The organism is Pseudocoprococcus catus (genome assembly GCF_019734885.1).
In the GTDB taxonomy this organism is placed as follows: domain Bacteria; phylum Bacillota; class Clostridia; order Lachnospirales; family Lachnospiraceae; genus Coprococcus_A; species Coprococcus_A catus.
In genome coordinates, this window is record NZ_JAAXCM010000032.1 from 101,934 (window position 1) to 127,462 (window position 25,529).

Annotated in this window: 28 protein-coding genes; 6 read left to right on the plus strand and 22 right to left on the minus strand. The window is 43.2% G+C overall.

Translation table 11 applies throughout. From position 1 onward, the window contains the following. Nucleotides 1-235: 235 nt before the first annotated feature. Both HED67_RS09245 and HED67_RS09250 read left to right on the plus strand, forming a co-directional pair. A complete protein-coding gene (locus HED67_RS09245) occupies nucleotides 236-1,687 on the plus strand; it encodes a 4-hydroxyphenylacetate 3-hydroxylase family protein (RefSeq protein WP_178440625.1) in 1,452 nt (483 codons plus the stop codon). Between the two features lie 18 nt (nucleotides 1,688-1,705). Continuing rightward, entirely contained in the window at nucleotides 1,706-1,990 is a 285-nt protein-coding gene (locus HED67_RS09250; protein ID WP_227081353.1) for a NifU family protein, read from the plus strand. A gap of 93 nt (nucleotides 1,991-2,083) precedes the next feature. Here HED67_RS09250 and HED67_RS09255 read toward each other — a convergent pair whose 3' ends face one another. The 5 genes from HED67_RS09255 to HED67_RS09275 all read right to left on the minus strand — a co-directional run bounded on the left by HED67_RS09255 (nucleotide 2,084) and on the right by HED67_RS09275 (nucleotide 5,762). Then, nucleotides 2,084-2,572: a Fur family transcriptional regulator gene (locus tag HED67_RS09255; RefSeq protein ID WP_117526482.1), complete on the minus strand. Its 489-nt coding sequence runs from the start codon at nucleotides 2,570-2,572 to the stop codon at nucleotides 2,084-2,086. After that, the gene (locus tag HED67_RS17390) at nucleotides 2,502-2,651 is read right to left on the minus strand and encodes a FeoB-associated Cys-rich membrane protein (RefSeq protein ID WP_117526484.1); all 150 of its coding nucleotides are present in this window, start codon (nucleotides 2,649-2,651) and stop codon (nucleotides 2,502-2,504) included. The genes HED67_RS09255 and HED67_RS17390 overlap by 71 nt, the downstream gene beginning before the upstream one ends. 29 nt (nucleotides 2,652-2,680) lie before the next feature. Then, complete coding sequence (feoB, locus tag HED67_RS09265) at nucleotides 2,681-5,173, minus strand: ferrous iron transport protein B (RefSeq protein ID WP_221718115.1); 2,493 nt, start codon at nucleotides 5,171-5,173, stop codon at nucleotides 2,681-2,683. Nucleotides 5,174-5,267: 94 nt separating this feature from the next. Further along, on the minus strand, nucleotides 5,268-5,486 hold the full coding sequence (locus HED67_RS09270; protein ID WP_015514881.1) for a FeoA family protein: 219 nt from the start codon (nucleotides 5,484-5,486) through the stop codon (nucleotides 5,268-5,270). 57 nt (nucleotides 5,487-5,543) lie between these two features. Continuing rightward, nucleotides 5,544-5,762: a FeoA family protein gene (locus HED67_RS09275; RefSeq protein ID WP_227081356.1), complete on the minus strand. Its 219-nt coding sequence runs from the start codon at nucleotides 5,760-5,762 to the stop codon at nucleotides 5,544-5,546. A gap of 331 nt (nucleotides 5,763-6,093) precedes the next feature. Here HED67_RS09275 and HED67_RS09280 point away from each other — a divergent pair, with 331 nt between their 5' ends. Beyond that, nucleotides 6,094-6,789: a hypothetical protein gene (locus HED67_RS09280; RefSeq protein ID WP_221718116.1), complete on the plus strand. Its 696-nt coding sequence runs from the start codon at nucleotides 6,094-6,096 to the stop codon at nucleotides 6,787-6,789. Nucleotides 6,790-6,879: 90 nt separating this feature from the next. Here HED67_RS09280 and HED67_RS09285 read toward each other — a convergent pair whose 3' ends face one another. After that, a complete protein-coding gene (locus tag HED67_RS09285) occupies nucleotides 6,880-7,881 on the minus strand; it encodes a DnaJ C-terminal domain-containing protein (RefSeq protein WP_221718117.1) in 1,002 nt (333 codons plus the stop codon). A gap of 442 nt (nucleotides 7,882-8,323) precedes the next feature. Continuing rightward, nucleotides 8,324-8,884, minus strand: a complete 561-nt coding sequence (locus HED67_RS09290; protein ID WP_246612172.1) for a class I SAM-dependent methyltransferase — start codon at nucleotides 8,882-8,884, stop codon at nucleotides 8,324-8,326. A gap of 263 nt (nucleotides 8,885-9,147) precedes the next feature. Between HED67_RS09290 and HED67_RS09295 the strand changes: the two genes are divergently transcribed. Further along, on the plus strand, nucleotides 9,148-9,288 hold the full coding sequence (locus tag HED67_RS09295) for a hypothetical protein (RefSeq protein ID WP_178440639.1): 141 nt from the start codon (nucleotides 9,148-9,150) through the stop codon (nucleotides 9,286-9,288). 68 nt (nucleotides 9,289-9,356) lie between these two features. Here the strand turns inward: HED67_RS09295 and HED67_RS09300 are convergent, their stop codons facing one another. The 3 genes from HED67_RS09300 to HED67_RS09310 all read right to left on the minus strand — a co-directional run bounded on the left by HED67_RS09300 (nucleotide 9,357) and on the right by HED67_RS09310 (nucleotide 10,440). Then, nucleotides 9,357-9,767 carry a peptide deformylase gene (locus HED67_RS09300; RefSeq protein WP_221718118.1) on the minus strand — a complete coding sequence of 137 codons (411 nt, stop codon included), beginning with the start codon at nucleotides 9,765-9,767 and terminating at the stop codon, nucleotides 9,357-9,359. After that, a complete protein-coding gene (locus tag HED67_RS09305; RefSeq protein ID WP_208728736.1) occupies nucleotides 9,760-10,113 on the minus strand; it encodes an arsenate reductase family protein in 354 nt (117 codons plus the stop codon). The genes HED67_RS09300 and HED67_RS09305 overlap by 8 nt, the downstream gene beginning before the upstream one ends. Nucleotides 10,114-10,239: 126 nt before the next feature. After that, nucleotides 10,240-10,440 (minus strand): ferredoxin thioredoxin reductase catalytic beta chain, encoded by a 201-nt coding sequence (locus HED67_RS09310; RefSeq protein WP_221718119.1) that lies wholly within the window; start codon nucleotides 10,438-10,440, stop codon nucleotides 10,240-10,242. A 525-nt stretch (nucleotides 10,441-10,965) separates the two neighbouring features. Here HED67_RS09310 and HED67_RS09315 point away from each other — a divergent pair. Further along, the gene (locus HED67_RS09315) at nucleotides 10,966-11,106 is read left to right on the plus strand and encodes a hypothetical protein (protein ID WP_178440645.1); all 141 of its coding nucleotides are present in this window, start codon (nucleotides 10,966-10,968) and stop codon (nucleotides 11,104-11,106) included. 75 nt (nucleotides 11,107-11,181) lie between these two features. Here the strand turns inward: HED67_RS09315 and HED67_RS09320 are convergent, their stop codons facing one another. From HED67_RS09320 to HED67_RS17070, 11 genes are all read right to left on the minus strand, one after another. Continuing rightward, nucleotides 11,182-13,230 carry an oleate hydratase gene (locus tag HED67_RS09320; RefSeq protein ID WP_221718120.1) on the minus strand — a complete coding sequence of 683 codons (2,049 nt, stop codon included), beginning with the start codon at nucleotides 13,228-13,230 and terminating at the stop codon, nucleotides 11,182-11,184. A 169-nt stretch (nucleotides 13,231-13,399) separates the two neighbouring features. Continuing rightward, complete coding sequence (locus tag HED67_RS09325) at nucleotides 13,400-13,969, minus strand: TetR/AcrR family transcriptional regulator (protein ID WP_178440690.1); 570 nt, start codon at nucleotides 13,967-13,969, stop codon at nucleotides 13,400-13,402. 47 nt (nucleotides 13,970-14,016) lie between these two features. Then, nucleotides 14,017-14,559: a Uma2 family endonuclease gene (locus HED67_RS09330; protein ID WP_221718121.1), complete on the minus strand. Its 543-nt coding sequence runs from the start codon at nucleotides 14,557-14,559 to the stop codon at nucleotides 14,017-14,019. A 397-nt stretch (nucleotides 14,560-14,956) separates the two neighbouring features. After that, entirely contained in the window at nucleotides 14,957-15,964 is a 1,008-nt protein-coding gene (gene asnA, locus HED67_RS09335) for an aspartate--ammonia ligase (RefSeq protein WP_178440651.1), read from the minus strand. Nucleotides 15,965-16,060: 96 nt separating this feature from the next. After that, the gene (locus tag HED67_RS09340; protein ID WP_221718122.1) at nucleotides 16,061-17,716 is read right to left on the minus strand and encodes a SulP family inorganic anion transporter; all 1,656 of its coding nucleotides are present in this window, start codon (nucleotides 17,714-17,716) and stop codon (nucleotides 16,061-16,063) included. A 127-nt stretch (nucleotides 17,717-17,843) separates the two neighbouring features. Beyond that, entirely contained in the window at nucleotides 17,844-18,776 is a 933-nt protein-coding gene (locus HED67_RS09345) for a nucleoside hydrolase (protein ID WP_178440655.1), read from the minus strand. Between the two features lie 18 nt (nucleotides 18,777-18,794). Next, nucleotides 18,795-19,625 (minus strand): carbohydrate ABC transporter permease, encoded by an 831-nt coding sequence (locus HED67_RS09350; protein ID WP_178440657.1) that lies wholly within the window; start codon nucleotides 19,623-19,625, stop codon nucleotides 18,795-18,797. Between the two features lie 10 nt (nucleotides 19,626-19,635). Then, complete coding sequence (locus tag HED67_RS09355; RefSeq protein WP_221718123.1) at nucleotides 19,636-20,517, minus strand: carbohydrate ABC transporter permease; 882 nt, start codon at nucleotides 20,515-20,517, stop codon at nucleotides 19,636-19,638. Nucleotides 20,518-20,648: 131 nt separating this feature from the next. Continuing rightward, nucleotides 20,649-22,052 (minus strand): ABC transporter substrate-binding protein, encoded by a 1,404-nt coding sequence (locus HED67_RS09360; protein WP_221718124.1) that lies wholly within the window; start codon nucleotides 22,050-22,052, stop codon nucleotides 20,649-20,651. Between the two features lie 191 nt (nucleotides 22,053-22,243). Continuing rightward, nucleotides 22,244-23,173: a thioredoxin-disulfide reductase gene (gene trxB / locus HED67_RS09365; protein ID WP_246612173.1), complete on the minus strand. Its 930-nt coding sequence runs from the start codon at nucleotides 23,171-23,173 to the stop codon at nucleotides 22,244-22,246. An 87-nt stretch (nucleotides 23,174-23,260) separates the two neighbouring features. Then, complete coding sequence (locus HED67_RS17070; RefSeq protein ID WP_331467095.1) at nucleotides 23,261-23,629, minus strand: thioredoxin family protein; 369 nt, start codon at nucleotides 23,627-23,629, stop codon at nucleotides 23,261-23,263. Nucleotides 23,630-23,758: 129 nt separating this feature from the next. Between HED67_RS17070 and HED67_RS09370 the strand changes: the two genes are divergently transcribed. Then, nucleotides 23,759-24,430, plus strand: coding sequence for a Crp/Fnr family transcriptional regulator (locus tag HED67_RS09370; RefSeq protein WP_178440664.1), 672 nt, complete (start codon nucleotides 23,759-23,761; stop codon nucleotides 24,428-24,430). Here the strand turns inward: HED67_RS09370 and rbsK are convergent. Beyond that, complete coding sequence (gene rbsK / locus HED67_RS09375; RefSeq protein ID WP_178440666.1) at nucleotides 24,424-25,344, minus strand: ribokinase; 921 nt, start codon at nucleotides 25,342-25,344, stop codon at nucleotides 24,424-24,426. The genes HED67_RS09370 and rbsK overlap by 7 nt on opposite strands. Between the last annotated feature and the right edge of the window lie 185 nt (nucleotides 25,345-25,529).

A 25,529-nucleotide genomic window follows, 5' to 3' on the forward strand; every position in this document is an offset into this window, starting at 1 on the left:
TATTTTTGAGAAGTTTCTCATTTTTGAGATTTCATTTTTCCGTTTTTTCTCATTTTTGAGATACGCATAGAACAGTCCTGCCACAATTACCACAAAACAGGGCTGTTTTTCCTTTGTCAAAGTTGGCACACATCTTGCTTATAACTAAGAATATCAAGTACTATTGATACATTTAATCAATGGATACATGATTCTAAACTATTTACACATTTTAAATTTTTGGGAGGAATTTATTATGCCATTAATGACAGGAGACGAATACGTAAGAAGTCTGCAGAAAATCAAAATGAGAATCTTTCTTTTCGGTGAAGAGATTGACAACCCGGTAGGTAATCCGATTCTTCAACCGGCTGTTAATTCAGTCAAAGCAACTTATGACCTTGCACAAAATCCTGAATATGCTGATCTGATGACAGCGACTTCAAACCTTACAGGTGAGAAAATCAACCGTTTTACGCATATTCACCAGAGTCCTGATGATCTTGTTAAGAAAGTTAAAATGCAGCGTTTGCTTGGTCAGAAGACCGCAGCCTGTTTCCAGCGTTGTGTCGGCATGGATTCTTTCAATTCCGTGTACAGCACAACATATGAAGTAGATAAAAAATACGGCACACACTATCATGATAATTTTGTTAAATTCGCAACTTATGTTCAGCAAAACGACCTGACAGTTGATGGCGCCATGACAGATACTAAAGGTGACAGAAGCCTCTCTCCATCCAAACAGGCAGACCCTGATCTTTTCCTGCATGTTGTTGAACGCCGTCCGGACGGTATTGTTGTCCGCGGTGCAAAAGCGCATCAGACAGGTATTCTGAATTCTCACGAAGTGATTGTTATGCCTACCATCGCTATGGGACCTGATGACAAGGATTATGCCGTTTCTTTTGCTGTTCCTCTGGACACAGAAGGTTTAATGATGATTGTCGGCCGTCAGAGCTGTGATACAAGAAAGACTGAAGGATGCCAGCTTGACCTCGGCAATTCTACATACGGCGGTATGGAAGCACTGACAGTCTTCGATAATGTTTTTGTCCCTAATGATCGTATTTTCCTGAATGGGGAAACAGAATTTGCAGGTATGCTCGTTGAACGTTTTGCAGGTTATCACAGACAGAGCTATGGCGGATGTAAAGTCGGTGTCGGCGATGTCCTCATTGGTGCTACAGCCCTTGCTTCAGAGTATAACGGCGTTGAAAAAGCTTCTCATATCAAAGATAAACTGATTGAAATGGTTCATCTGAATGAAACTCTTTACTGCTGCGGTATTGCCTGTTCAGCCGAAGGTCAGCCAACAGAATCCGGCAACTACCTTATTGATCTGATGCTGGCCAATGTCTGCAAACAGAATGTTACCCGTTTTCCATATGAAATTGCACGTCTTGCACAGGATATCGCAGGCGGCCTGATGGTTACACTGCCTTCCGAAAAGGATATGGCTCATCCTGTAGTCGGTCCTGTTATCCGCAAATACCTTGCAGGCCCTGCAAAAGTAGATGTTATGGATCGTTTCAAGATTATGCGTCTTATCGAAAATCTGACCCTTGGTACCGCTGCTGTCGGTTATCTGACAGAATCTATGCATGGTGCAGGCAGCCCACAGGCTCAGAGAATTATGATTTCCAGACAGAGCAATATGTCTGCTAAAAAAGCAATGGCAAAGCACATTGCTCACATTAAAGATTGATGATCGGAGGTCCTCCCTTTGAATACACTGAACAAGATTCAGCAAGTTGTATCCGATCGTATCCGCCCTGCCCTTCAGGGGCATGGCGGTGATATGACCATTACATCTTTCTCAAATGGAATTCTCAAATTTAAATTTACCGGCATGTGTTCTAATTGTCCTTCAGCATGGATTACAACAGAGGAACTAGTGAAAAACGAAATTCTTTCTAATGTTCCTGAGGTAAAGGACGTCCAAATGGAATTTGCTGTCAGTGATGAACTGATTGACATGGCCAAAAAGCTCCTCAATCATGAAACATGATAAACATGATAAAGTATAAAAAGGAACTTCCGATTTAAACCATAAACCGGAAGTTCCTTTTTGTGTACGAATCAATATTTATTTTTATTAGGACTACTGTATAGTCACTTCAACAATTTCATCTGCCGCATTTGAATTATAACCTTTACGGCGCAGTACATTTTGAAGTACTTCTGTCCATTCCGTCTGATTAAGGACGATTTTATTTTGATTTTTCAAGAGAATCTGGCATCCGCTTCCTGAACCTAAAGCGGTCTGGGGTTTCAGTGTTGCCACCTTTAACACCCCGATATCCGTCAGTGTATTGACCATACGGTATACCGTTGCCATACCGATACCCGGATCATGCTGAATGGCTTGATAATAAATCTCTTTACAGCTGGCACATTCATGCTCGAACACGATATCCAGTATCAGCTCTCTTTGCTTTGTCACGCGAAAACCACGTTTTCTCAGTAAATAGAGAATTTCTTCCTTCTCTCTGCTGACACGATGATATTGTTCCGTGTCTCTATTTGCAACAGCTGCTGCCGCCACCGCATCCACCTCCACAATGACTGCAATCACCACAGCCCTTGCCATTTTTCTTATCTTTAATCATCGAGCGAACAATCGCTGCGACAATGACTATCAGTATAACGCCTACTATAAGAGTTCCCATTAAGCACTCGCCCGACCTTTCAAATCAATTTAAGCTACTGCTTTGCCTTTTACTTCTAATGTGTTGCTTTCCTTATATGGACGGAACAGCAGATAGAAGAATCCAATGATTACCAGGATAGCGACAACTGTGAAGATACCAAATGTGTGATTTGCAACAAGGTTACCAATCTGGTTGATAACGAGGGCTACAAGATAAGCGAAACCGCACTGATAACCAACTGCAATCCAGAACCATTTTGCATTGTTCATCTCACGCTTGATAGCACCCATTGCTGCGAAGCATGGTGCACACAGCAGGTTGAATGCCATGAATGCATAACCAGAAACAAGTGTGAAGGAAGCTGCCATTACCTGATATACTGTACCATCGCCGCCACCATAAAGGATACCCAGTGTACCAACGATGTTTTCCTTTGCTACAAGACCTGTAACAGATGCTACAGTTGCCTGCCAGTTACCAAATCCAAGTGGTGCAAAGATCCATGCAATTGCATGACCTACTCTTGCAAGAATACTGCTGTCTAACTGGTCTTCCGCAAGCATTGTAAATGCACCATCTACCCAACCGAAATAGGACAGGAACCAAACAAGGATTGTTGATAATGTAATAATTGTACCAGCTTTCTTAATGAAAGACCAGCCACGTTCCCATGTTGCTCTGAGTACAGCACCCGGAGTCGGAATATGGTATGCCGGAAGCTCCATAACGAAAGGAGCCGGATCTCCGGCGAAGATCTTTGTCTTCTTCAGGATAATACCTGAACAGATAATTGCTGCCATACCAAGGAAGTATGCACTTGTTGCAACCCATGCAGCACCGCCGAATACAGCACCTGCGATCATCGCAATGAAAGGTGTCTTCGCACCGCAAGGGATAAATGTTGTTGTCATGATGGTCATACGACGGTCACGTTCATTCTCAATTGTTCTGGAAGCCATGATACCTGGGATACCACAACCTGTACCAACAAGAATAGGAATGAAGGATTTACCTGAAAGACCGAATTTACGGAAAATTCTATCCATGATGAAGGCGATACGTGCCATGTAACCGCAGGACTCAAGAATAGCCAGCAGGAAGAACAGGACAAGCATCTGAGGTACGAAACCAAGGACAGCACCAACACCGGCGATAATACCATCTACGATCAGACCCTGAAGCCATTCAGCACAGTTTGCCTTTTCAAGCATGCCGCTGACTGCATCAGGAATACTGCTGATGAATGTGCCATATGCTGCCGGATCCGGAGCTTCATAACCAGCTTCTGATAAAGCAGCGACAGCATCTGTCAGATCTGCATAAGAAGCAGTTGTTTCTTCTGTTGCAAGTGTTTCTTCATCTTCTACAAGATATGTTGCCTCTGTAGATGGATCTACCTGGGCAACAAATGTATTCACTGCTGCTGCAGCTGCCGCAGGATCATAATCATCTGCTTCAGAATCAATGGCTGCTTCAACAGCGCTTGTATCCATACCCTGACCTGCTTCGTAACTGATGAATCCGTTTACAACTTCCAGAGCACCTGCATAAGCTTCGTCAGCATCGCCATAACCGCCGTCGCTGCCGATAAAGAAGCCATCACCGAACAGATTATCATTTGTCCAGCCTGTTGCTGCAGCACCGATTGTTGTCATGGAAATATAGTAAACAAGGAACATGATCACTGCGAAGATTGGCAGAGCCAGAATACGGTTTGTAACGATTCGGTCAATCTTATCAGAAATTGTATCTGCGCCTGCATGTTTTTTCTTCAGGCAGCCGCCGATAATACTTGCGATATATTCATATCTTTCATTTGTGATGATACTTTCTGAGTCATCATCCATTTCCTTTTCGGCTTTGGAAATGATTGCTTCTACATTTGGTGCGCTCTTCATCTGAGCTGCAATCTTATCATCACGTTCAAATAATTTAATTGCATAAAATCTCTTCTGAGCATCAGCGACATCTGAGCCAAGAAGTGTTTCGATCTCATTCAGGTAGCCTTCGACTTTGCTGTTAAACTTATGTACAGTGCCCTGAACAGCTTTGGCCTGAGCAGCCCTAACAACGGCATCAGATGCTTCCTTGATACCTGTATTCTTCAGGGCAGAAATTTCGTAAACCGGACAACCGCATGCTTCACTCAGCTTCTGAATGTTGATGTTATCACCATTCTTCTGGACAAGGTCCATCATGTTGATGGCCATGATAACCGGAATACCAAGTTCCATAAGCTGTGTTGTCAGATAAAGGTTACGCTCAAGGTTCGTACCATCAACGATGTTGAGGATCGCATCCGGCTTCTCATTCAAAATATAATTTCTTGCTACAACTTCCTCAAGTGTATATGGAGAAAGTGAATAAATACCCGGAAGGTCAGTGATAATAACGTCTTTATGACCTTTTAATTTACCTTCCTTTTTCTCAACTGTTACGCCAGGCCAGTTACCAACGAACTGGTTAGAACCCGTTAATGCGTTGAACAATGTTGTTTTACCGCAGTTTGGGTTGCCGGCAAGTGCAATTCTGATTGCCATTTTTTTACCTCCAGATTTTCAACAATTAGAACAGTTAAAACAAATGATAAGGTTTGATTAAGCTAACCTTATGTTCTTAAAAAAGGTTCAATATTTACTGAACCTCAATCAGCTCTGCGTCAGCTTTACGCAAAGATAATTCATATCCTCTGACTGTTACTTCTATCGGATCACCAAGCGGTGCCACTTTACGAACATAGACGGATGTGCCCTTTGTCAGACCCATATCCATGATACGTCTTTTAATAGCGCCTACACCTGTAATCTTTGAAACTGTGACAGTCTGGCCGACTCCTACATTTCTAAGTGTCATGGCTTTGTCTCCTCTCTTATCTGAATGCGCATGCATTCTATCTATACAGACATCCGATTAACGATTCACCGTAATCTTGGATGCCATGCCACGATTCAAGGCTACTCTTGAACCTTTGACAGCAATAATCATGCCGGCATCTGTATTGCCGACAACTTCAACATCTGTTCCGGCAGCAAATCCCAGATTATGCAGATGATGGATAACATCTTCCTTGCCACGGATATCTGTGATCGTACCCGACTCTCCTACACCTAATAAAGCTAAAGGCATCATGTTTCCTCCTTTAATTCAGGTCCATGTATGCAGAACCTGGTGCATTTATTGATAACGGCTATCATTTACATTGCTATTATACGCATTCACAAGGTTAGTGTCAACTATCTTTTTTAGTTTTATTGAAAAATATTCTCATTTTCATCTATTTCAATGCAATTTTGTAAGTTCTTACTGAAAAATCCTTTCAATATTAGCCACTCATTGAAAAAATTTACCTATATCACACTTAAACCTTACTGAGATTACAGATAAGCCTTTGATAGACTGGCCCAATATATGCTATACTCTTTTTATATCTATTACGAACCTCTACAAAAGGAGTATTATCATGCCAAGTGTTATTTTTCATTTAACCGAAGCCAAGCTCATCACTCAACACCTGCGCAAGGCATCTGCTGATTACCCGTTTACCCATATACACGGATGGCAGAACGATTTCACCATCGGAAGTATCCTGCCCGATGCCATTCCTCGGCCATTAAAATATAAGACCCATTTCTGGCATCCGTCTGATTTCTCCCATGTGGTGATCGCACCAGATCTTAATTTATGGCAGAAAACATATCCGAATACCCTGAAAGAACCGATGCTGATCGGCTATCTTGCCCATCTTCATCTGGATTATCTGTATTTCACCGAGTATCTGCCATCTATTGTCCGCTTTTTAAATGAACAGGGACTGGATGAAACAGAATCTTTAAAGGCAGTCTCTGTCCAAATCCGTCAAACAGGGGAACAGATGCCTGTGATGACCTTTTTCTCCAAAGATTATTTTTACGGTGACTATATCCGGATGAGTCCGCATCTTATTGAGAAATATCATCTTTCCATGCCTGCTTCACCAATCCATCCATGGCCGGTGAATGAGACAGATTTTGCCGCCTATCGCCAGTTCTGCAAACTGGCTTTTGCCGATCTGTCACTGGACATAAAAAAAGAGCCGGTCAGGATATTCGACCCGACCGACTTCGAAAACTTTGTAAATAAAGCTGCTGAAACATTTATTCAACAGTTTATCCGATAGTTTTTATAATCGTTTACTCTGTTTGCACTACGATTTACCGTTTCAATCTGCAGCACACCGTATTATTTGCTGTCTATCACTTCAAGCATTTTATGCCGCAACAATTTTCTCAAACTCACGAAGTTTCTGCTTTGCTTCCGGACTCAGATTACGCGGAACCTGAATCTGAACAGCTGCATACATATCACCATGAACAGACGGATCCTTCATGGAAACAATGCCTTTGCCACGGAGTCTGATCTTGCTGCCGGACTGAATACCGGCAGGAATCTTGCATTTCACACTGCCCTTCAGAGTATTCACAATGGCCTCACCGCCAAAAACAGCCGTTGTAAACGGAACAGAAATTGTTGTATAGACATCCATGCCCTTTCGTTCATATCCCGGCTTCTCATCTACATGGATCTTCAGAAGCAGATCGCCTGCTTCGCCGCCATTCATACCCAGACCGCCTTTGCCGCGAAGACGGATACTCTTGCCATCCTCAATGCCTGCCGGTACACGCACCTTCAGGCTCTGAGCCGGAGCACCCTGCCCACTGCTTAAATTAATCACTTTCTCACAGCCAAAGGCTGCATCTTCAAAGCTGACTCGGATCTCGGCATGAAGATCCTGTCCTTTGCTCTTGAAACTTCTACCGCCAAAGCCGCTGCCGTAGCTCTGCTTGAATCCCTGACCGCCGAAACCGCTGCTTCTGCCGTGGAACATATCCCCGAAAATATCTCCAAAGATATCATCCATATTACCATTCTGGCCACCCTTAAAATGGAACTCCTGATAACCGCCATTGCCGCCGAAACCGCCCTGGAAACCGCCAAAGCCGCTGCCTGCACCTGCACCGCCGTAAGCGCCGCCTGCTGCACCTTCTTCAAAGGCTGCAAACCCATACTGATCATACAGTTTTCTCTTCTTCTCATCACCGAGAACATTATAGGCTTCTGTGACTTCCTTAAACTTCTGCTCTGCCTGCTTATCCCCCGGATTCGTATCCGGATGATACTTCTTCGCCAGTTTTCTATATGCACGCTTAATCGCCTTGTCGTCTGCTTTTTTATCTATACCAAGAACTTCATAATAATCTCTCTTAGCCATCACTGTCCACCTCCGTCTTTATAAGACCTTTCTGAACTTCTTCTATTCTGAACGCATCATGTTAATAGAGGACACGGCCATAGTCGTATCCTCTTCAACGCTTTTTGTTCTATTTGTACTATAACATTCATTTCTTATAATGTCAATAGACTTCACAAAAAATCTTCTGTATAAGTCTATCTTACAACTAAGTATACTTTCATTATACAAAGTATGGCTTCACTTAGTTGTTCCGATGCTATTAATTTTATCTCAGTCGAGAAGACTCCCACCTCTTTCAGGTGGTAAGTAACAGCAAATTTGTCTCCGTGGGAGTCCAATCTCCGACTGAGATAAACGCTCCGCGAGGATGCGCAGTGATTCTGTAAAGAATATGTCAGCTTACGCTGAACAGAATCACGCGCCAAGTCTCGCGGCCGCTCGACTTGAATTCAATAGCTCCTTAATATGCGAACACCATAATCCTCTCCCTTGGGTTCTCCCCATCAAACAAGTCCCGGCAGTCTATCTCATCCACAAAGGAAAGCATATCCACTGTCATCAGTTCACTGATATACTCATCTGACGGATAATAGAAGAACAACTGTATCTCACGGGGATTTTCATAGTAGGAATCTTCAATTTTTGCCAGAACTTTTCGAAGAATCTCTACTGAAAAAGGATTGAAGAAAAATACTCTGTCCACCTCTGCAGGTACAACGTAGTTCTCAGCATTCCCCATGACGAATTCCGTCCGGCTGCCTGATACGGCATGGCGTTTGTTTTCGCAGACTGTTTCATATATTCTGCTATCATATTCCACACCGACGGAACGACATCTTGTCTGGTAGGACAGAAAAAAGTCCACACGCCCTTTTCCGCACCCATAATCCAGCAGGCAATTACTTTTCCGTATATAGCCGTTGCCTGCCAATCGCTCCAGTACCGAATACGGCGTCGGCTCATAAGGGTATCGGTACTGATCCGAACGTGAATCATCGCGTCCCGAAGTTTTTATTTTCAACAATTTATCCCATTGTGTCTCATTCGTATCTATATTATCTCACCTGTGCTTTCATAATAAATGATTCGATCACCGAAACTACTTTTCTTTTTCATTCAGTCGTACTTTTCCCATATCTCTATTGATCCTCCATCTCGTAATTGCAGTTTTTGCTCACTCCGGGACTCGCCCCAAAAAAGCTTCTGGTATACTGATTATATCAAAACGAAGCAATCCAAAAATGATTGCAAAAATATGATTTTAATTAAATGGAGGAATTTATTATGGAAAACTATGGAAGATGTAAAAATTGTGAATACGGTGAACCTTCTGGTTGCAGCTGGAAATGGAGCTGTACATGGTATCACACACTGGAAGACCCGGATAAACTCAGAGATTGTAATCGCTATAAAGAACGCGATTAAGACAATCTCTCACAAAAGGCTGCCACCGGGCAGCCTTTTCTTCTGTAAGCAAATATCTTTAGTACTATTTAAATAATAATTCCTTTTAAATGATCCATCTCATGCTGACAGATTTGTGCCGTCCAACCACTGAGTTTCTGGCGGCGCACTGTCCAGCTCATATCTCTGTACTCCACTTCGATTTCTCTGTATCTTGTCGTCTTCCTCACACCTGTCAATGACAAACAGCCCTCTTCCGTCTCATAAGGACCACTTTTCTTCAATAATACCGGATTAAACATCACCAAATCAACAATTCCCATATTCACAATAATGACATTCTTTTTTATCCCTATCATGTTTGCTGCCATGCCAACACATTCCGCACGATGGGATTTTAATGTGTCCTGCAAATCACGGCCGATCTGAATATCAGCCTCTGTCGCCGGTTCTGATTTCTGGCCCAGGAAAAATATATCCTTTGTAATTTTTCTAACCATTGATTTTGTCTTCCCACTCTTTCTCTTTGAATCCCGTCAGTACGAAATCGTCCCCAATGACCAGCGGCCGCTTCACCAGCATACCATCTGTTGCCAGAAGCTTCAGCTGTTCATCCTCAGACATTTCTTTCAGCTTGTCCTTCAGATTCATTTGTTTGTACAATATCCCGCTGGTATTAAAGAATTTTTTCAGCGGCAGGCCACTCATTTCATACCAGGCTTTCAATTCCTCGTAAGACGGATTCTCCTCTTTAATTGGCCTTTCATCAAAAACAACCTGATTGACCTCAAGCCATTTCAAAGCTTTCAGACATGTACTGCATTTTCTATAAACTAAAACTTTCAAAGTTTTACCTCCTTTTGGGGTTAAATTATAAGGCGGTGTCTGTCATGGATTTTCTTACATCCTTAACTGTTGCCGTTCTGGCAAGTGTTATTTGCCATCTTATCTGCAAATGACTCACGGTGACAATTATTTCTCTTTATAATAAAGCTGACAATGACAATAGCCCTCAAAATCCGGATCCTGAATCTGTGCTTTGAATTCATCACAAATACACTTATACTCCGGTTTGACCTCCAGTCTGCACGGGCAGTAACCTTCTTTCCGTTTCAGACCTTCCTTGACTCTCGCAACGATTTCACGATCTTCGTTCAAACGCACTTTACCCATCTGCAACGCCCCTTTTCTTAATAGTATCCTCCCACTTTGTATTTCGTGATCGCTATTATTTTAGCATACTAAACATGTCTATTCAATTATGTTCCCATTAAGATTTGCTGATAAAAAGCACCTCCCGTAAAGGCGTCTCCTTCTCCAAATGCTGACTGCGATTTTTTCACCATCCGGGCACAACTCCCTTAAAGGCCTCTGATATACTGATTACATCAAAAGAAAACAGGCAACAGGCTTTACAACACCGGAAGCTGTCAAGCGAGAAATGCTTTGCCAGTTTAACTGGTCGAATATCTCAACCAATATCACAGAGCTGAATGTGTTTGATCATGGTGATTTCACCCATACACCAATGGTCACATTCCGCTTTGAAGCCCAGTACAGAGACTAAATTTAACCCCGATTTTTTCACGGTTCGGGAACACCTCTCAAAAGAACTTCTGATATACTTAAATCATCAAAACAAAGCAATCCCAAATGATTGCAAGAAAATATTATTTTAATCAAATGGAGGTATTTATTATGGAAAACTACGGAAGATGTAAAGATTGTGAATACGGTGAACCTTCTGGTTGCAGCTGGAAATGGAGCTGTACATGGTATCATACACTGGAAGACCCGGATAAACTCAGAGATTGCAATCGCTATAGAGAACGCGATTAAGCAATCTCCTACAAAAAAGGCTATCGCTTAACGATTGAAACCGTTAAGCGATAGCCTTTTTTATTACATCATTCACTATTTCCGAATAATATCATAATCTTCCAGTACTTTCTCAACCACCGTTCCATGAATCATCTTCAAAAGAGGCTTCTTCACCAGATTCAGCGGTCCAGGAAGTTCAATATCCAATGGCGATTTGCCGTCCATGAGTTTCACGGTGCTGTCGAGTAGTTCTCTGATATCATAAACACTACCCCAGACCTCCGGTACACCTCTATCTACACCCAGCAGACCATACACGGCTTCCATCGCTGTACGTACGGAATATTCTGTGGTGAAAACCGTATCTCTCGGTGTTTCTGCAAACTGTCCAAGGAATGCAAAGTTCACGCAGCCATCCGGGATAACATCCGGTCTGTCACCTTTTGCTCTCGGCATGAAGAATGCAGTGATATAAGGCATCATGGTCGGAACGCAAATCGCACTGTTTTCTGCCAGATCCATAATCTGATCTTCCGGAACGCCCAGATGATACAGCCATTCTGCTGTGATTTCCCTACCTGTACAATCCTTCATCGGTTTCTTAATAAAATCACCCGGTACATCTGTAAACAGGCCATACACCCATACGCAGACTTTATCTTTGTCCTGCTCTTTAAACTGTCCCTGTCTGTTAATGGTCCAGCTCAGAAGCCAACTGGAATCCTGACAGCTGACGATGCCTCCTGTAACGACATTGCCTGTTCTCGGATCACGTTTGCAGATGTTGGTAATATAAGGAATAATCTTATCATCCAGTGTTGTGACAGTTGCGGACTCCCAGTTTGTCTTGGCCACATCTGAGCAGAATTTCTCCGGATGTCCGAAGGACGGGTCCTGTCTGGCAATATTTTTCCAGAGGCTCCAGACACCGCTTGTTCTGACTTCCGCATCACCATTCGGCGCATGATTCTGATCGCCGTAAATCGTTCCCTCTGTACAGCTGCCGTTTGTAACAAATACAAGGTCGTTTTCTGTCAGCATAATGCCGTTTTCCTTGCCATTGACTTTGCACTCGATCAGAGACGCAATCTTCTTTCCATTCTCAAACTTGAAGACAACATTCGTCACTTCTGTATTAAACTGGAAATCAACCCCGGCATCTTCAAGATATTTCTGCATTGGCAGGATCAGAGATTCATACTGATTGTATCTTGTGAATTTCAAAGCACTGAAATCCGGCAGACCGGCAATATGATGAATAAATCTCTGGAAATACAGCTTCATTTCCAGTGCGCTATGCCAGTTTTCGAAAGCAAACATGGTGCGCCAGTACATCCAGAATGTTGAATTGAAGACTTCATCATCGAAAACATCTTCAATGGTTTTATCGTAAAGGTCTTCATCCTTCATCATGAACAACTTCATGATTTCCATGCAACCCTTCTGGCTGAGATTAAATTTGCCATCTGTATGGGCATCTTTGCCCCGATTCACCGTTGCTCTGCAAAGCGAATAGTTCGGATCATGCTTATTCAGCCAATAAAATTCATCCAGTACAGATGCTCCCGGAATTTCAAGGGATGGAATACTGTGGAACAAATCCCATAAACATTCGAAATGATTCTCCATTTCACGACCGCCACGCATGATATAGCCACGGCTCGGGTCGAAGATACCGTCACAGGCCCCGCCTGCAATATCCATAGCTTCAAGAATATGAATATGCTCTCCCGGCATCTGTCCGTCACGAACAAGAAAACATGCCGCTGCCAGAGAAGCAAGACCACTGCCTACGATATAGGCATGCTTTTCCTCCACACCCTCCGGCTTTTCCGGTCTGGCAAAAGCTTCATAATTACCATTGGTATAATAAATGCCCTTGCTGTTTTTCTCATATTTGCCGCGCTCTGTATTGCGGTAACTATTGTTGACTGCTGAATTCCTGTCGTCTTTCTTATTAAATGTCCAACCTGAATTTATTTTATGCTGTGTCAATGACCAACCAGAATTTGCCTTATCCCGGATGTCGTTCTGTGATGTACCGTTCTGATTCTTCTTATCCTGAGACTTCTTCGCCACATAAACCGCTGTGCCTGCTACCGCAGCCGCTGCCATACCTAATGTTAATTTCTTTTTAGCCATATAGATAACCACCTTTCTTCAAATAGCTGCACATTGACACTCTGTTGCGTTTGGTACAGTGTACAACCGATATTGGATGTCTTTCATCTGTTATTAAGTGATGCCTATATAGTATGACCGATTTTGTCTTTTTTCAATTTACAAAAAAAGAGAAATGATAAAAAACTTATCATTCCTCCGCTTTTGTAAAGTTCCTGATGGAATTCGCAATGCCGCCGTGCAGTGTGATCGCGATCATTCTGGCAATTTCCCCGTAATCCTCTTTCATGCCCTGCTTAATCCAGTCCAGCATAATGCCCACAAAACTGTATTTATAAAAATCTGCAATAAAACGCTTATCTTTATCAGGTATTGTCGTATTCACAGCCTGCTCCTGCTCTTTAACAACCCCCATGATCAAATCCGAAGTCAACTGAAACAGAAAATTCTCAATCTGTTCCCTGCTAATGCAGCGGTAAGCATTCATAATAAACGGCTTGTTCTCATAAACAACTTCGAAAATCTGCAGCAATCCTTCTGTCCATGTACTGTAAGTCTTCTTGCCCGCCAATGCCCGGGTAGCATCCTCCAGGCAGGACCACTCCACCAAATCATATATATCCTTAAAATGATAGTAAAACGCCATTCGGCTGATGCCGCAGTCCTTCGTCAGATCGCTGATTGTAATCTTGTCCAGAGGCTTCTGTAAAAGCAAGTGCTTTAATGATGCCTCCAAAGCTTGTTTTGTCTGATTTACCATACTTGTTTCAATTCCTTTAGCTTTCTCAATACGCAAAATGCGCCTGTTTAAAAATCCATACTCCCGAAATCAATCACGCAGTCTTCGTAAATTCCTACCTTAACAGAGTCCTGCAATGTGTACTGCGCCATATCACCATTGACAAAATCATATACCACAATCTGATTCTTTGCCGCATCAATAATCCAATACTCTCGAACACCGGCTGTTCTGTATTTAAACAATTTCGTATAATAATCCATTCTTCTGCTGGCAGGGGAAACAATCTCAATAATCCAATCCGGTGCCCCTGTACACCCCTTATCATCTAACTTATCAGGATTACAGATAACAGATATGTCCGGCTCAACATATGTATTCGTTGCTTCATCCAGATATACCGCAAAAGGAGCCGCATAAACCTTACAGTCTCCACCATGGGAACGGATATAACTTTTAATATCCGCATATAATTCCCCCGAAATATCCTGATGCTTTCTGCTGGGCGGAGCCATATAATAAATCTTACCATCAATAAGTTCTGCTCTCTTACCTTCTGGCAATGCATAAATAGCCTCTATCGTATAAATTTTTTCTTCTAATAACGGCATGTAATCTCTCCTTGTTTCTCAAATACATCATAATTTGTTCGAACACTCACTTACTGTCATTATACAATAGATTGATTCATCCAGCAATTTATATATATCTCCATTTTCCACCCCAAAACATCTGATTTTTACTTTATGATGTATCGAAATTCTCTGATTTTTAGCTTAATGAGTAGATTGGCTCTCAGCCTTTCCTAGTACATCGTTTCGTAAATAACTATACCAATCGGATTCGCAGGCAAGTGAATGGTGTATTTGTTTCGAAAACGATGTACTAGTCCCAAACACAAAAATAACGTTCTGCAACAACTTCCTGCGCCTAAGCGCAGCGGAGTGCAGAACGTTATTTTTATGGTTAGACTTCAAAGTTCCTGAAGCCAATCTACTCATTAAGAAATTACAGAATTTCGATACCGGCAGATTCACACTGCTGCAGTGTCTCCTTGTCCCAGACAGATGCCTGAACTTCACCCACATGGGCTTTCTGAAGCAGCAGCATACAGATTCTGGACTGGCCAATACCGCCGCCGATTGTCAGAGGCAGTCTGTTGGCCAACAGCAGCTGATGGAACGGCAGCTTACGTCTCTCATCACAGCCGGCCTTGGTTAGCTGTTCATCAAGGGACTTCGCATCAACACGGATACCCATGGAGGATACTTCCAATGCACACTGTAATGGTTCATGCCAGAACAGCAGGTCACCGTTTAACTGCCAGTCATCATAGTCCGGTGCACGGCCGTCATGGCGTTCGCCGGATTTCAGAAGATCACCGATCTGCATAATAAAGATCGTCTTCTTCTCTCTGGCATAGGCATTCTCTCTTTCCTTCGGTGTCAGATCCGGATACATATCTTCCAGTTCCTGAGATGTGATAAAGGAAACTTCTCTGCAGAGTTCTGTATGCAGATGTTCATACTGATATTTCACTTCATCCAGGGTATTGCAGATGGATTCCACAATACGGTTCACAGTGGTCTTCAGATAATCGAAATTTCTATCCTCTTCTGTGATAACTTTTTCCCAGTCCCACTGATCCACATAAGCGGAATGCAGATTGTCCAGTTCTTCGTCACGACGAATAGCATTCATATCACACAGCAGACCTTTGCCTACAGGAAAATCATAATTATAAAGTGCCATACGTTTCCATTTTGCAAGAGAATGTACAACCTGGGCTTCCATATGTGCATCCGGAATATCAAAGGATACCGGTCGCTCCACGCCATTCAGATCATCGTTCAGACCGGAAGCCGGATCAACAAATAACGGTGCGGTCACACGTTTCAGCTTTAACGCCATACATAATTTCTTCTGCATCAGGATCTTGATCATACCGATTGCTTCCTGAGTCTCATAACTGCTCAGGCAAGAACGATAATTTTCAGGTATTATTAATTTTCCCATATCTGCCCCATCCTTTTCTAAAAATTTCCAGTTATTATCCAGCCGCAAGTTTTCCGGCTGCACCAAATAATAACAATCATAAACAAATATCGGCTTTTACTGTCGGGATTCTCCAAGCTCAGCACCTCTTGCCAGTGCATCATCAATATGTGCACAGAAGTTTTCAGCACCGACCTTATCATAAAGTCCCGATTTCTTCATTGCTGACATCGGCTGTTCATTCACATGAGAAAAGATCAGCGTCACATTCTTCTTCTGACATTTCTCCCAAAGCAGTTCCAGTGCATGCATCGCTGTTGCATCAATAGCATTCACGCTTCGCATACGCAAAATCAGACAATTATTGAAATCTTTCGCATGAATCTCAGCAATCTTATCTGCAGCACCGAAGAATAACGGACCACTTAACTCATAAACACGAATATTTTTGGCTACATCCCTCAAGTTAATACTGTCAGGATCATCGTCATCACTTTCAACATATTTCCAGCCTTCAACAGCCGTCTCCTCACTCATGCGCTTCATAAACAGCATTGCAGCAAGTACCACATTAACCTCAATGGCAACAACAAGATCAAATACAACTGTCAGGCCAAAAGTCAATACAAGCACTATTATATCACTCTTTGGCGCTGTTTTCAGCAAATATACAAATTTACGCCAACCGCTCATATTATAGGCTACCATAAACAAAATCGCTGCAATCGTCGGCATTGGAATCAGTGCCGCATAAGGCATCAGCACAACAAGAATCAACAGAAGTACAACTGCATGAACCATACCTGCAATCGGTGTACGTCCGCCATTCTTGATATTGGCTGCTGTACGGGCAATGGCACCTGTGGCAGGGATACCGCCAAATAATGCAGAAACGATATTGCCCGCGCCCTGGGCTACCAGTTCTGTATTGGAACGATGCTTTGAGTTAATCATACCATCTGCAACGACACATGACAATAAGGATTCGATCGCAGCCAGGATGGCAATGGTAAATGCATCCGGAAGCAGCTTCTGAATCATATCAAAATTAAACACCGGTACCGTCAGTGCCGGCAGCGCATTGGAAATTGTATATAAATCACCGATTGTATTCACCGGCATATGTAAACCCTTCACCATAGCAATACCGGCGATAACTGCCAGAAGTGACGGTGGAATAGTCTCATTGATCATCGGCCAGACAATCAGAATCGCCAGACATACCGCTCCAACGATGACTGCCTGTACATTAATGGTGCTGATAAAACGAATATCCCCCATTAATTTGTCCATTGTCTCGATCAACGGTTCTTCCGAAACAACTGTCAGACCAAGAAAATCTTTGATCTGCCCAATAAAAATCGTAACGGCAATACCGGCTGTAAAACCTGTCGTGATCGTATATGGAATATATTTAATCAGGCTTCCCATTCGACAGACACCCATAATGATCAGGATAATACCGGCCATCACCGTTGCCAGTGCCAGTCCTTCTATACCATTTTCCGCGGCTATACCGGCAACAATTGTCGCAAATGCGGCTGTCGGTCCTGCAATCTGCACACGGCTTCCGCCAAGAAATGAAATAACAAATCCGGCTGTAATTGCCGTATAAATACCGCGCTCAGGCGTCACCCCTGAAGCCAGGGCCAGGGCAATCGACAACGGCAGTGCAATGATTGCCACAATAATGCCGGCCACAATATCTTTGACCAGCTGTTCTTTCGTGTAGCCCTTCATTACGGACCACAACATTGGTTTTAATTTTTCCATTTTTACCTCTCTCTCTTAATTTCACGGTCTCTTGCGCAAAACATTTCAATTATACGCCTGTAAAATAAAAAAAACTACCATTTTGGCAGTTTTTTTTATTTTTATACAAATTAGCCTTTTCCAAATACTACTTTCCGTAATTAATCTGCAATTTACTGAAAAAATCCTCCAGTATATAGCGTCCGTCAATATCATCATAAACCCGAATTGGCCTGTTTTCGTGATTTTCACGATAATACATGTCTTCTCCGATGTGTGGTGCCTGCTGCCAGTGATAGCAGTAATTATGTTCCTCCATCATCAACCCGATCACCGTCAGATCGCAGATATCCAGAGATTCTGCCCTTGGCCATCCCGGATATTCCTTCATTTCCTCAAAGAAACTGACCACCTCATCAAACAGGAATCTGCCGATTTCACCACATGGTCGGACTTTCAGCTGAAGCTCTGCCAGACCTGCCCTCGGTTTGGCATAAACCTTTGTCGGAATCTGCCAGATTTCAGCACTGGATCTTAACACAATATTCGCTGCAGTGATATCATTCACCAGATTAAATTCCATTCCGCCGTTTGGATAAATGTTGCCGCCATTCCATACAATAATAATTCTTGAAGCAATGGCAGGCTCCAGCATTAATGCACTGGCAATATCCGTCATGGGACCCAGAACACCGATATATAACTTTTCTCCCGGTGCAAGGTCCATGGCCTCATCAATGATCAGCCGCACACCTTCATTGTCATAAGCCGGAATATCACCAAAATAGCCTTTTTCTTTTACCTGAAGCGCCCTTTGACTTCCCTTTGCAATCCGGACTTTGCCTTCAAGCCCTGCATGACGCAATACCTGTTTCAGCTCCTCGTAACTGGCCTCCATAGAATTCTGAATACGGTCATGTCCAAAATGAGCTGCGATTACGCCTCTGACATCAAACTTTGGTGTCATCAGCGCATGCATAATGGCAAACTGATCATCTACTTCATTTCGTACATCTGAATCCAGAATCACTTTTATACGCTTCTGTTCCGGCACATGAAACAGATAATTTTCTTCAAACATATCAGTAATCCTCCCTGTTTAACCTTTGACTGCGCCTGCAGCCACACCTTCAATAAAGCTCTTCTGTGACAATACAAAGACAATAATCACCGGTATCGTTGCCATGGTCAGCATAGCAAATAGCTCCGGATAATTCGTGGAATGTTTGCCTACAAAATTAGCAATAGACAATGGCAGCGTCCGAAGCTCATCCTTCGTAATCATGATATTGGCCATAAAATAATCATTCCAGATTGTCAGACCATTAAATATCACCTGAGTTGCCACACCGGCACGCGCCAGCGGAACAATAATACGGACAAAACATCCGAAACGGGAACATCCATCTATCATTGCTGCCTCTTCCAGTTCCCTGGGCAGAGAGATGAAAAAACCTCTCATGATAAACATCCCCATAGCAATATTCTGTGCTGCATAGATCAGCATCAGCCCAAAATGGGAATTCAGAAGTCCCATCTTCATTGCTACCGTAAATGTCGGAATTCCCAGAACACCTGCCGGAATCATGATCCCCAACAGTAAATACATATAGATCAGATTTTTGCCTTTGAAATTCAATCTTGCAACCGCATAAGCCGCACAGCTGGTGACCGGAATCATAATACACATAGACCCCAGCGTCACGATCAGACTATTGATAAAACGTCTGCCAAGATCCGCATTCTTCCAGGCAGCTATGTAATTATCCAAATGAATCTGCTTTGGCAGCCCCCAGATATTCGTATAAAATTCTGCTTTATCCTTCATCGAACCAAAAAACATCCACACAATCGGATAAATACAGATGATCACCATAATCAGAAGGATAACAGCACAAACAATATGATAAATCGAGATTTTCTTCTTCATACCCATCCTCCTAATCATAGACATCTTCATGTGACATAAATTTCAGCTGAATAAAGCCAAAGACAAGCACCATCAGAAACAATATTACACTCATGGCATTCGCTTTGCCGAAATTATAATCCGTAAACGCCGTTTTCATAATATATGTCAAAGATACTTCTGTGCTGTGGTAAGGGCCTCCGTCCGTCATAATATAAACAATATCGTAGTTTGCCACAAAAGCACCCGTAATGCTCATCAGCACATTGATCACAATTGTGGAATTGATCATTGGCAGTGTCACATAACGCAATTTTGCCAATGGTCCCGCACCATCAATCTCTGCTGCCTCATACAGATCCTTCGGCACCGCCTGCAGACCTGCAATATAAAGCACCATATGATACCCGATCCATTTCCAGACATCCACCGCTATAATGGCAAACAGTGCAACCCTCGCATCACTGAGCCATCCCAGAATCAGTTGATCCAGTCCCACAGCTGACAGAAAACTGTTCAGCAGGCCAAAGGTCGGATTGTAAATCCAGACCCACAAAATACCAATAACAATATACGACAATGTTACCGGTATATAGATAGCTGTTCTGAAAAATGTTCTGCCAAAAAAGTTTTTGACAAGAATGGATGCCAGAAAAAATGCAATCACATTTTTCAATACCGTTACAAGAATAGCATAAACAAATGTGTTTTTGATTGCTTTCCAGTAAATATCATCCTGAAAAACATAAAGATAATTCTTCAGACCATTAAATTTCATATCTGAGAAGCCGTCCCATTTAAAGAAGCTTGTATAAACGCCAACGGCAAATGGCAGCACCACAAAAAGTGTGAACAGCACCACTGCCGCCAGACACATCAGATACGGAAATGCGTCTATTTTTTTCTTTCTCATCTTCCATATCTCCTATTTATGAGAGCCCAACGGCTTCTCTTTATTATTTCCGCAGCATAAGCCAAAGCCTCCTGAATGTCGACTTTGGCTTACTGTTTAAACCTTTACTTTATTACTGTCTGTTTTGCAGTCTACTGCATATACTGTGTCAGATCAGGAATTTTTGTCGGTGTCACTGCGTCCCACTGCTCCTGTGTCCAGCTTTCCCACCATGCATATGTATAATCCTTTTCCTCGCACACCTTTGTGTAGGCATCCTGTACATACTGTGCCGCATCCTGACTGCTCATCTCACCGCTGATAACAGATACAATGGCTGTACTGAGGGCATCATTAACCTCTGAAGGCCAGAGCCAGTCAAGATATTCTGAGGAATTGCCCGCAATCTGACTGTTAAGGAATTTTGTCACATCATCTGATTCTGTGGAAACGCCTTTTAAGACTTCATAGATCATAGTTGATGTGCCGAGAATCTTCTGTGCATTGTCCTGACGGGTAATATATTCAAGAAAACGCATGGTATTTTCCAGATTATCATCAGATGCAAAACTTGGAATAGCCAATGCATAATCGCCAACACCATAGCCATTTTCAGAATGAGAACCGTCCACCATTACTGGAAACTGAAAAGCACCAATCTCAAAATCACAGGAATCCTTCAGTGTTTCGTAATCCCATGTACCCGCAAAAAGCATGCCTGCTTTACCCTGTGCAAATGTAGCAATCATACCCTCATCATCTGTATCCAGGCTGGCCTGTGTTAAAACATTCTCATCATAGAATTTCTTAACCAGATCAAATGCCTGTACAGAAGCATCCGATACAAAAGAGCTCTCACCCTCCAGAAAAGACTGTACAGCTGCAACAGATTTGTTGCCTGTGGTCTGATTATAAGTCTCTGTATACATCATCGGCCATGCCCAACCGTCTTTTCCCTGGAAGATTATCGGCATCACGCCATCTTTCTCAGACAAAGCTTTGGAAACACTCACAAGCTCATCCCATGTTTGCGGAGCCTGAAGGCCCATTTCATCAAATAATGTTTTATTGTACAGACACATATATGATGATGCATCATAATACGGAAGTGCCCAGAGATGACCTCCGATATAACAGTTGTCGATCATGCCGTCTGAATAGCGGTCCAACAGTGGTGACGCCAGATCAGTCAGATCCTTCACGCCGCCTGCTGCCCCCAGCGTTGAACTGATGGTACCAATGCCGACACGGACGATGTCAATCTGGTCACCTGCCAGCTTGCTCTGCTGAAGTGTCTGCGGAATATCACTCCATGTTCCCTGGAAGCGAAGCTCTACCTGAATACCGGTTTCTTTCTCGAAATCAGCAGCCACTTCTTCCCATGCTTCTTTCTCTGCGGGAACTTCCGGTTCACAGGCTAACATGACAACCTTACCGCCGTTTCCGGTGTTGTCAGAACCTGATACACTCTGATTATCCCCTGATGAGGAACCGCAGCCTGCCAACAGTCCCACACTCATGGCAACTGTACACAATAACGCCATTATCTTTTTCATTTTCAATCTTCCTCCTAAAAATACCGACTCATCTATCGCTTCTCAAATGCATATTCTCTTTTATTCAGCTATTTAAAAATTAATACCCTACAGTCGGACAAATACTCAACGCTATTGTTTTATCATATTTACAGCAGTTTGACAACTGTCTTGTCATCTTTATTTAAAAAAATTTCGGGAGGCGTGAAATCTCACCCCTCCCATCTGTTCATATATTCTTCTGCATAATACGCAGCATTGGCGCCATCCGCCGCAGCCGTCACAATCTGACGCAGTGCTTTTGTGCGGATATCTCCTACCGCAAAAACCCCCGGCAAATTGGTCCTTGTTGACTCATCTGCTATAATATAGCCTTGATCGTCCAATGTCACCTGACTTTCAATCATTCGCGAAGCAGGTTTTCTTCCCACACTGACAAAAACACCATCGCAGGCTATCTCTTTCTCTGTGCCGTTTTTCACATCCTTTAATCGTATTCCCTCAACACGCCCATTCTTGCCAATTACATCCGATATGATCTGGTTCCATTGAAATTCAATATTCTCTGCCTGCATCAACGGTTCATGATATACTTTCGTCGCTCTCAGGCTGTCTCTGCGGTGCACAACAATCACTTTTTCACAGATTCTGGACAGCAGCAGCGCATCTGCTGCCGCACTATTGCCGCCGCCAACTACAACGACTGTTTTTCCTTTGTAAAACATGCCGTCGCAGGCTGCACAATAATGAAGACCATGCCCCTCATATTTGACTTCGTCTTTCAATCCCAGCTTTCTCGGTCCGGCCCCCATCGCCAGCACCACCGTTTTCGCCTCAAAAATACCTTCACTTGTATGGACAGTCTTTATCGGTCCCTGCAAATGGGCACCATCAACCTCAGCAATTTCTGTTTTTGCCCCGAAGCGCTCTGCCTCCCGCTGCATCCTTTCGCCCAATGTAAAACCATCGATCGTTTCATCAAATCCCGGATAATTGTCAATCTGCATTGTCAGTGCCATCTGTCCGCCTGCTGATAATTTTTCAAGTACCAGTGTGTCCAGACCGGCTCTGGCAGCATACAATGCTGCCGTATATCCGCCCGGTCCGCCGCCAATAATGATCATATCATATAAATGTCTCATCCCGCTCCTCCATTCCTTATTATGCTCTCTGCTGATTTTTCCATGCTCCTGACATCTCCTGTCAACTGCTTTCCTTCCACCGCCGATTTAACTGTTTTTTTGAATAAAAGCCTCAACCGCCGCCTTGGATCCCGGTCCTGCAATCGAATCCACTGCCTGTCCATTCTTATAAAGCACCAGTGTCGGCACAACTTCGATCTTCTCTCCTCTTGCCAGCTCCGGCTCATTATCGATATTCACAGTGCCCACCGTCAAAATATCCTTATACTCCTCTGCAACCTTCTCCATCGCCGGTGCCAGCCTTCTGCAATATACACACCATGGTGCACTAAACTCAACTAAAACCATTTTACCATCTGCTGCATACTTTTCTAAACTATTTTTATTCAATTCTTTCATCATATTTTTGATCTCCTTTTGTTTTTGTTTGATTGTGACTTTAGTATACCCTTTTATTCAAATCTCTTCCGTGACTTTATCACCAAAGTCAATTGACTTCTATCATAAATTTCTTTATACTGAAAACAACTTTCGCTATGTATTCAGGAAATTTATCTCTTGAAGAACAGACTAGGAGGATATACTTTGATTTCAAAAGAATTTCAGGATTTTTTTCCTGTATGGGATAAATTAACCCCCCACCAGCAAGAAAAACTTGCCAATACAGTCCGCTATGAGTACGCCAAAAAAGGAACCATCATTCACAATGGTTCCCTGGACTGTGTCGGTGTTTTACTGATTCATTCCGGTCAGCTTCGCGCCTATATAATTTCCGATGAAGGCCGTGAAATCAGTCTGTTTCGTTTATTTGACAGGGATCTATGCCTGTTTTCCGCTTCATGCATGATGCCGAGTATTCAATTTGATACCATCATCGAAGCAGAAAAAGATACGGATTTCTGGCTGATCCCGCCGAATGTCTATAAAGCTGTCATGGAAGAATCCGCAGCCCTGGCCAACTATACCAATGACGTCCTCAGCAGCCGTTTCTCCGAGGTCATGTGGCTGATGGAACAGATCATATGGAAAAGCTTCGACAAGCGACTTGCTGATTTCCTTATTCAGGAGAGTGCCATTGAAAACACTCCTCTGTTAAAAATCACCCATGAAAAAATCGCCAATCATATGGGCACCGCCAGAGAAGTAGTCACCAGAATGCTCCGCTATTTTCAGAACGAAGGCCTGGTACAGCTTTCCCGGGGTACAATTGAAATCCTTGATGCCCACAAATTAGCACATCTCGGCAAGGATCAATAATTTCTTATTAAATCACCGACCTCTTCTCGATCCGGAATGGATGTCTGCGCCCCATGTCGCGTCACAACAATAGAGGCAACCCCATTTGCCAGACGAATGGCTTGGATGATCCCCATTCCCTGGGCCAGCCCATTGACCATAGCTGCCGTAAATGCGGCACCCGCTGCCGTTGTATCAACAGGCTTTACAGCCTGGGCTTCAAAGAAAAGCTTATCACTGCCATCTGCCAGCATCGCCCCTCTTGCCCCAAGAGATACAACTACCTTTGAAACCCCTTTGGTAAGCAGAGCATCCGCAGCCGCTTCAATTTCTTCATCTGTTCCGGTCGGCATGCCTGTTAAAATGCTCAATTCTTTTTTATTCGGTTTAATAATATCAATTAACGGAAAAATTTCTTCCGGCAGGTCTGCTCTGGCAGGAGACGGATCCAGAATCATGCATTTGCCTGCTTCCTTAGCCATTCTGGCCAGTTCCAATACCGTGTCCATCGGCGTCTCCAACTGTGTCATGATAAAATCGCTCCATTCTACAGATGTCTTTTGCTTATGAAGCAGCGAAGGTGTCAGACATGCATTGGCCCCTGATATAACGACAATACTATTCTCTCCCTTTTTATCCACATCGATAATCGCCATTCCCGTTGGTTCTTCCGGTACACGTTCAATCGTTGTTGTATCCACTCCAGCCTGCGCCAGATTCTCTATCAGGATCATGCCGTTATCATCCCAACCGACACATCCGATCATTCTCACATCACCGCCCAGCTTACCGACAGCATACGCCTGATTAGCTCCCTTCCCACCGGAATGGTATGAAAGTCTATCCCCGATGATCGTCTCCCCCGGTACCGGATGATGATCCACAGAAAGAACCATATCCATGTTCAAACTCCCCACAACCAGAATCTTCTTCATATTCTCTGTTTCCTTTCCTTTTCACTGCTGTCTTTTCATCACCTGTCACAGCAATCTGCGCCCTGTTAACTCATACTATTGTTGTACCACATTTTAAGAGTAACTACAACCTAACTTTTCTCTCATAAAAACAATCTGAAGAAGTAATTTTCAATATTCACTGACATCTATGCAAAACTGGTTAC

Bases quoted from the DNA above. Each gene is read 5' to 3' on its own strand.
- HED67_RS09245 (WP_178440625.1), top strand. From the start codon at position 236: ATGCCATTAATGACAGGAGACGAATACGTAAGAAGTCTGCAGAAAATC.
- HED67_RS09255 (WP_117526482.1), bottom strand. From the start codon at position 2,572: ATGGCAAGGGCTGTGGTGATTGCAGTCATTGTGGAGGTGGATGCGGTG.
- HED67_RS17390 (WP_117526484.1), bottom strand. From the start codon at position 2,651: ATGGGAACTCTTATAGTAGGCGTTATACTGATAGTCATTGTCGCAGCG.
- feoB (WP_221718115.1), bottom strand. From the start codon at position 5,173: ATGGCAATCAGAATTGCACTTGCCGGCAACCCAAACTGCGGTAAAACA.
- HED67_RS09270 (WP_015514881.1), bottom strand. From the start codon at position 5,486: ATGACACTTAGAAATGTAGGAGTCGGCCAGACTGTCACAGTTTCAAAG.
- HED67_RS09275 (WP_227081356.1), bottom strand. From the start codon at position 5,762: ATGATGCCTTTAGCTTTATTAGGTGTAGGAGAGTCGGGTACGATCACA.
- HED67_RS09280 (WP_221718116.1), top strand. From the start codon at position 6,094: ATGCCAAGTGTTATTTTTCATTTAACCGAAGCCAAGCTCATCACTCAA.
- HED67_RS09285 (WP_221718117.1), bottom strand. From the start codon at position 7,881: ATGGCTAAGAGAGATTATTATGAAGTTCTTGGTATAGATAAAAAAGCA.
- HED67_RS09295 (WP_178440639.1), top strand. From the start codon at position 9,148: ATGGAAAACTATGGAAGATGTAAAAATTGTGAATACGGTGAACCTTCT.
- HED67_RS09300 (WP_221718118.1), bottom strand. From the start codon at position 9,767: ATGGTTAGAAAAATTACAAAGGATATATTTTTCCTGGGCCAGAAATCA.
- HED67_RS09310 (WP_221718119.1), bottom strand. From the start codon at position 10,440: ATGGGTAAAGTGCGTTTGAACGAAGATCGTGAAATCGTTGCGAGAGTC.
- HED67_RS09315 (WP_178440645.1), top strand. From the start codon at position 10,966: ATGGAAAACTACGGAAGATGTAAAGATTGTGAATACGGTGAACCTTCT.
- HED67_RS09320 (WP_221718120.1), bottom strand. From the start codon at position 13,230: ATGGCTAAAAAGAAATTAACATTAGGTATGGCAGCGGCTGCGGTAGCA.
- HED67_RS09325 (WP_178440690.1), bottom strand. From the start codon at position 13,969: ATGGTAAATCAGACAAAACAAGCTTTGGAGGCATCATTAAAGCACTTG.
- HED67_RS09330 (WP_221718121.1), bottom strand. From the start codon at position 14,559: ATGCCGTTATTAGAAGAAAAAATTTATACGATAGAGGCTATTTATGCA.
- asnA (WP_178440651.1), bottom strand. From the start codon at position 15,964: ATGGGAAAATTAATAATACCTGAAAATTATCGTTCTTGCCTGAGCAGT.
- HED67_RS09340 (WP_221718122.1), bottom strand. From the start codon at position 17,716: ATGGAAAAATTAAAACCAATGTTGTGGTCCGTAATGAAGGGCTACACG.
- HED67_RS09345 (WP_178440655.1), bottom strand. From the start codon at position 18,776: ATGTTTGAAGAAAATTATCTGTTTCATGTGCCGGAACAGAAGCGTATA.
- HED67_RS09350 (WP_178440657.1), bottom strand. From the start codon at position 19,625: ATGAAGAAGAAAATCTCGATTTATCATATTGTTTGTGCTGTTATCCTT.
- HED67_RS09355 (WP_221718123.1), bottom strand. From the start codon at position 20,517: ATGAGAAAGAAAAAAATAGACGCATTTCCGTATCTGATGTGTCTGGCG.
- HED67_RS09360 (WP_221718124.1), bottom strand. From the start codon at position 22,052: ATGAAAAAGATAATGGCGTTATTGTGTACAGTTGCCATGAGTGTGGGA.
- trxB (WP_246612173.1), bottom strand. From the start codon at position 23,173: ATGAGACATTTATATGATATGATCATTATTGGCGGCGGACCGGGCGGA.
- rbsK (WP_178440666.1), bottom strand. From the start codon at position 25,344: ATGAAGAAGATTCTGGTTGTGGGGAGTTTGAACATGGATATGGTTCTT.